This is a genomic window from Limnospira sp. PMC 289.06, from assembly GCF_032350395.1.
Lineage (GTDB): Bacteria > Cyanobacteriota > Cyanobacteriia > Cyanobacteriales > Microcoleaceae > Limnospira > Limnospira platensis.
In genome coordinates this window covers 2,182-8,410 of record NZ_JARPLC010000163.1, presented here as the reverse complement: position 1 = coordinate 8,410, position 6,229 = coordinate 2,182, and the positions used below count along the sequence as shown (strand labels likewise).

General features: G+C 46.7%; 6 protein-coding genes and 1 pseudogene (1 of these 7 cut by a window edge). 2 read left to right on the top strand and 5 right to left on the bottom strand.

Annotation, left to right across the window (positions count from 1 at the left end; genetic code table 11):
* Position 1 precedes the first annotated feature (1 nt).
* The 5 genes from P5674_RS21610 to P5674_RS21590 form a co-directional block, all read right to left on the bottom strand.
* Positions 2 to 715, bottom strand: a complete 714-nt coding sequence (locus P5674_RS21610; protein WP_050856799.1) for an NACHT C-terminal alpha/beta 1 domain-containing protein — start codon at positions 713 to 715, stop codon at positions 2 to 4.
* Complete coding sequence (locus P5674_RS21605; protein ID WP_014276954.1) at positions 643 to 1,686, bottom strand: HEAT repeat domain-containing protein; 1,044 nt, start codon at positions 1,684 to 1,686, stop codon at positions 643 to 645. Before P5674_RS21605 ends, P5674_RS21610 begins: the two co-directional genes overlap by 73 nt.
* 27 nt (positions 1,687 to 1,713) lie before the next feature.
* Positions 1,714 to 2,958: a HEAT repeat domain-containing protein gene (locus tag P5674_RS21600; protein ID WP_315670274.1), complete on the bottom strand. Its 1,245-nt coding sequence runs from the start codon at positions 2,956 to 2,958 to the stop codon at positions 1,714 to 1,716.
* Positions 2,959 to 2,964: 6 nt separating this feature from the next.
* Positions 2,965 to 3,159, bottom strand: coding sequence for a hypothetical protein (locus P5674_RS21595; protein WP_014276952.1), 195 nt, complete (start codon positions 3,157 to 3,159; stop codon positions 2,965 to 2,967).
* Between the two features lie 187 nt (positions 3,160 to 3,346).
* Positions 3,347 to 4,783, bottom strand: coding sequence for a recombinase (locus P5674_RS21590; protein ID WP_315670273.1), 1,437 nt, complete (start codon positions 4,781 to 4,783; stop codon positions 3,347 to 3,349).
* Positions 4,784 to 4,894: 111 nt separating this feature from the next.
* On the opposite strand from P5674_RS21590, the gene P5674_RS21585 reads away from it, so the two are divergent.
* Positions 4,895 to 5,257 (top strand): hypothetical protein, encoded by a 363-nt coding sequence (locus P5674_RS21585; protein ID WP_315670272.1) that lies wholly within the window; start codon positions 4,895 to 4,897, stop codon positions 5,255 to 5,257.
* 33 nt (positions 5,258 to 5,290) lie between these two features.
* Positions 5,291 to 6,229 (top strand): annotated as a pseudogene (locus P5674_RS21580) (HEAT repeat domain-containing protein); it runs 1,564 nt beyond the window's last position.

The following is a 6,229-nucleotide window of genomic DNA, read 5'->3' as shown; positions in this document are numbered from 1 at the left end:
CCTATTCATCCCCTCCCTGCAAGCGAGGAAGGGGAATTCCGCAACATTTTGTTAAAGTTCTGCTAACCAGGTTGCAATGGCGGATATCAGATTCGCGCTTATTGGGGGGAAAGCCTTTTAAGGGCGCGTCTAGGGGGTCCTCGGTGAGGATGGCAATGGCAATGACCCCGGTGAGTTTTGCGCAGAAGCTGATGAGTTCCGGGGTGGGATGTTCGCAGTCGGTGAGGAGGAGGGCGCGGTGGGGGAGGAGTTGGCGGCGTTGCAGTTGTTTAAGGGCGCGGCGCAGTTGGGCGGGGGTTGTGGGTTCCGGGGGGTCTTCGTCGGGACAGGTGGTATCCCAGATGAGTTCGCTGAGGGTGAGGGCGATTTCCCCTTCCCGGGTTTCGTTGGCGAGGGGTTGGGCGTTGAGGATGAGGATGGGCTGGTGTTGTAGGGCTTGGGGGAGGTTGATGGGGGCGAAGGTTGTTTCGCTGTTATGGGGGGTTTGTTCGGTGATTTCGGGATGGGGGGTGGTGGGGGGATGATGCCAGGCTTGATAAAAATCGGGATAGGGGAGGTTTTCGGCACAGTTCCAGATGAGTTCGTAGCATTCATTAAATTGCTTAAAGTTGTTTTGATAAACTTCATCGCTGAGGCAGTCTTTTAAGGCGGAGACGACTCCTGCATAGTGTTGCGTGTGGTGAGTATTTTCTCTAAACTCTCGGCTGCTAGCCAACGGGTGTCATCATCAGCTCCAGCATCCCGTAAGATTTCCTCTAATGCGGCGATCGCCTGCTGATTCCCTGGGGCGATTTCCCCTAAACTCCAAGCTGCTCGGCTACGGATGTCATTATCAGCACCAGCATCCCGTAAGATTTCCTCTAATGCGGCGATCGCCTGCGGGTTCCCTGGGGCGATTGTTTCTAAACTATTGGCTGCTCGCCAACGGGTGAAATCATCAGCACCAGCATCCCGTAAGATTTCCTCTAAGACAGCGATCGCCTCTGGATTTCCCGGGTCGATTTCCCCTAAACTCTCGGCTGCTTGCCTACGGGTGGAATCATCAGCACCAGCATCCCGTAAGATTTCCACTAAGGCGGCGATCGCCTGCGGGTTCCCTGGGGCGATTTCCCCTAAACTCTCGGCTGCTCGCCCACGGGTGTACTTATCAGCCCCAGCATCCCATAAGATTTCTTCTAAGGCCGCGATCGCCTCTGGATTTCCCGGGTCGATTTTCCCTAAACTATTAGCCGCCTGACAACGAATATAGTCATCTTCAGTGGTGTTGCGGATAATCTCGATCAACTGACCGATGGACTCGGAATTTCCTTGTACGATTTGCCCTAAACTATTAGCCGCTTCCCCACTGGCCCATTCATCTTGAGTGGTGTGGATAAATTTGACTAACCCAGTGATGAGCTCAGGATTTCCTTTTATGATTCCGTGTAAATCAATCAATCTCAAAAAATCCTTAGTCGTGCGAATAAATTGGAAAAACCCAGCAATCACCTCGGCATTTCCAGGGTCGATTTTCCCCAAAATTTCTGCCGACTTCCAACGGGTATCTTCATTCTCAGTGGTGCGGATAATGTCGAGCAATACAGCGATCGCCTGCGGGTTCCCTGTTCCCGGGTCGATTTTATCTAAACTCTCTATCACCTGGTACTGGGTATATTTAGAATCAGTGGTGCGGATAACTTCGAGCAATCCAGCGCTCGCCTTGGGATTTCCCTGTCAGATTTTTCCTAAACTCTCTACTGCCTCCCTACAGGTCCATTCATCCTCAGTAGTGCGGATAATTTCAAGCAAGCGAGCGATCGCATCGGGATTTCCTTGTCCGATTCCCCCTAAACCATCTACTGCCTGCCTACGGGTCCATTCATCCTCAGTAGTGCGGATAATTTCAAGCAAGCGAGCGATCGCCTCTGGATGTCCTTGTCCAATTTCTCTTAAAGTCCATGTCGCCCCCGAACGGGTCAATTCATCCTTAGTAGGGCGCCGGATAATTTCAAGCAACACAGCGATTGCCTCTGGATTTCCCGGGTCGATTTTATCTAAACTCTCTATCACCTGGTACTGGGTATATTTAGAATCAGTTGTGCGGATAACTTCGAGCAATCCAGCGATCGCCTTGGGATTTCCCGGGTCGATTTGCTCTAAACTCTCTACCGCCTTCCTACGGGTATCTTCATTCTTAGTCATGCGGATAATTTCGATCAATACAGCGATCGCCAAGGGTCTAATGGTTTGTGGTATCACCTCTCTCGCCGCTTCTTTGATCGGATCTAAAAAAGTCCGCCATTCTTGTTTTTCAGTATTAAAATAACCGAATCCCCACCTCACAACCTGCCGCACAATCTCATCTGCCCGGGAACAAGCCTTAAATTCATTAATTGCAGCAGCAGCTATGAAATTTGCTTGGTATTCATAAAATCCTCTATCTACTTTGTCAAAGTTCCACTCTCCACAAGCATCCTCAAACTCAACCAACGCACGAATAAACTCCTCCTTCTCCTTCTCATTCTCCTCAGCCTTAGCCTTAATATCCTCACGTCCGAACCACAACAAAATCACCTGCTTCCACTGCGGTTCAAAAATCCGATACCGCTTCCCCTCCACCGGACGATCGCAATGATCCTTCGGCAGAAAATAATCCCAATCCTCCACCGCCAACGCTGCAAAATACTCCTGAAACGTCGCATGATAAAACCCATAGACCTTCTCACGGGGCTTTTCCGCTGCCACCCCCACCTCATTCAACCAACCCAACTTTAACGCTCTGTTTAACAGAGAACTTTTAGCCTCCCGTTTACCCAAGTATTGACGTACCAACCGATGGGTTAACCGAAAGCGGCTTACTTCACCATCGAGGGATACTTTTTCCAACTTTCCTAAAGTTGCATTCAAATCATTTTTTATCTTATCTAGTAATTTATCTTTTTGCTCATTTGTTAATTTATCCTTTTCCTCATCTGTCAATAAAAATTATTCTCCCTTCCAGTTATAAATAAAGTTCACAAAAATCTCATACAACTCCGCCATCGTTTCCGGTAGCGCATTCTCCACCTTCCAAGTCGCACATAACAAGGTTAACCGCAGGGGATTGCGGCATAAATCCTTAATCCGTTCCTTCCCTGTCGCCTGCAACTGTGACCACAACGACTCCGCGTCAGCTTCCACCGGAAACCACCTCCGGATAAACTGCGGCTACATAGCCTACAACTCCTATTCTACCGTTACTTAGGTGTTACTCAAAACCATAGCAGGATCTATCAATCTGTAGCCATAAAATAACCCCTAGGGGTTTAATCTAGGGGCATTAATTTATGAAAGGTTGACGATTAGATTAATCTATCTGATAGATAACTCAAAGGAATAATTTAGCTTCAGAGCTATCAAGATCAACCCCTAACGCTGCTAACCGTTCTATGGCTACGTTCAACGGTATAGGTAACTTAGAGCATCCTTCGATAACTTCTAAGGTAGCGTCAATCCCTTTTGTTTTATAGTTACTCTCATTGACGATTGTGCTATGACCCATAAGTCTAGCTCGCAACTCGATAGGTAATCCATACTTTTCACCTAACAGGTTGTACAGTCTACGAAAAGCATATTTCTGGGTTACCGGGCATTTCATAGAGGAAATTTTTTGAGTAAACCTTGTGTCAAAACCTCCGGTTATGGTTCTGGGTTGAACGCCTTTTTTAGGGCTATATTCTGGTAACAACGGCTGTTTCAATTCCAGAAGTTTAAACATTTCAGGACTGGGAATTGGAGCTACAACCCTTCCTCCTATTTTAATACTCACTTTCCGACCTTCTGAGTCAGTAAAGTAAACATAGTCACCTAGCACCAAGTAATTATCCTGATTATCAGGGTCTGACAGTGCTTTGATAGTGATACCATCATCCGTTACAAATGGCTTAGTTAGATTAACGGCCGCAGCTATCTCGGTAGGCCTTAACCCATACATTACTGCCATACCCGTCACCCATAACCAACTATGGCGGTTATTGCTTACTGTATTGCTTTTAATGGTATAGGCTTTTTGTTTAGCGCTATACCACCAATCTTTAAAGGCATCGATGCCTATCCGTTGTTTCTTTTTGAATTGTGTTTGTTTGGCGTTAATAGGCTCAAGCTGTTTAAGCAAGTGTTCTTTGTTAGGTGATTTCTCAGCTATGGCTTTTAAGATGTAGTAACGTTCCTTGAAGGTTTTGGAGCCTACTAATTGTTCTCCATTCTGCAAGGGAATATATAGCATAGCCTTGAAACTCTCCCAGCTAGGATATTCATCCCAGTTAGGGAACAGCCTGAAATATATTCCTTTAGTAGCCTCGTAAGATGATAGGTCACTGACAATATCGCGAGAACGCGGTCGTCCTGTGTTGCGGTTGTACCCGGCAAAATACCCATCTTCCAGTTGTTGAAATATTTCCCGGTAGGTTATCAGATTATCCTCAATCTGATTTTTCCCTAGGATGGTTTTATCGTACCAATCCCAGAACTCACTAGCGCTGCTGATAGTTCCCAGGGCTTCAGATACCAACTTAGCTTTCTTAACGCCGTCTATCACCCCTTCTGGAGTACACTCAAGGTTAGCCGTTTTGGGTAGTCGTTTTCCGGTTGGTGGTTGCTTAAACTGCAATAAGAGATTGTACCTAACCCCGGTCTTTTGAAGTTTGAGAGTTACCCCCCTAGGACACTCACCCTTAAAATCCTGATAGGCCTTGAGGAACCTAGCATAGCCCCCGTCATAGTTACCCTTTCCCCCTACTGTAGGGGTATTGATATCGTTACTCATTTTTTACTCACTTGTTACTCTGCTATGGTTTTGAGTAACACCTAAGTAACGGTAGAATAGGAGTTGTAGGCTATGTAGCCGCAGTTTATCCGGCGCTGGTTTCGGGGGTTGGTGGCGGCGGGTGAGGATGTCCAGTTAGCGGAATCCTTGTGGTCAGAATTGCAAGAGTCGGGGAAGGAACGGATTAAGGATTTATGCCGCAATCCCCTGCGGTTAACATTGTTATGTGCGACTTGGACAGGAAAAAAGGGAAATTTGCCGGATACGACAGCTAAGTTGTATGAAAAGTTTGTGGACTATATTTATAAGTGGAAGAAAAAAGAGTTTCCGGTGAAGAGTGAGAAAAGAAAACAGTTAAATGCAGCATTAGGAGAGTTAGCAAAAGTATCCCTTGATGGGGAGAGGAGTCGGTTTCGGTTAAGTCATCGGTTGGTCTGTGAATATTTGGGAGAACCCGACGAGGATTCTCTATGAGATACGGCGTTAAAGTTGGGTTGGTTGAATGAGGTGGGAGTTGATGCGGATGAACCGGAAGACCCGGTTTATGTTTTTTATCATGCGACGTTTCCGGAGTATTTCGCGGCGTTGGCGGTGGAGGATTGGGATTATTTTCTGCCGAAGGATCATTGCGATCGTCCTGTGGAGGGGAAGCGATATCATATTTTTGAACCGCAGTGGAAGCAGGTAATTTTGTTGTGGTTGGGGCGTGAGGATGTTGGGGATGAGGAGAAGGAGGGGTTTATTCGGGGGTTGATTGAGTTTAAGGATGGCTGTGGAGAATGGAACTTTGAGAAAGTAGATAGAGGATTTTATGAAGAGAAAGTAGATAGAGGATTTTATGAAGAGAAAGCCTATTTTCTAGCAGCAGCAGGAATTAATGAGTTTAAGGCTTGTTCCCTGGCTACTGATATTGTGCAGCAGGTGGTGAAGTGCGGGTGTGGTGAGTTTGATATTCAGAAACAGAAATGGACAATTTTTCCCAATCTGATTCAAGAATGGGCAAGAAAGGCGATATCTGAAACCATTAGATGGCTTGCGATTTCAGAACTGAGTGCAATTCTTGAGAATTGCCTAGATGAAGATATCATGGACGAAGCGGCATTAAGTTTAGGGGCAATCGGACAAGGAAATCCCGATGCCATCGCTGGGTTACTCCAAATTATCCGCACCACTGAGGATGGACTTACCGGTTGGCTTGCGGCAGAGAATTTAGAGAAAATCGGACAAGGAAATCCCGATGCCATCGCTGGGTTGCTCCAAATTATCCGCACTACTGAGGATGACGATACCCGTATGAAGGCGGCAGAGAGTTTAGGGAAAATCGCTCCAGGAAATCCCGATGCTATCGCTGAATTGCTCCAAATTATCCGCACTACTGAGAATAAATATATCCGTATGAAGGCGGCAGAGAGTTTAGGGAAAATCGCTCCAGGAAATCCCGATGCT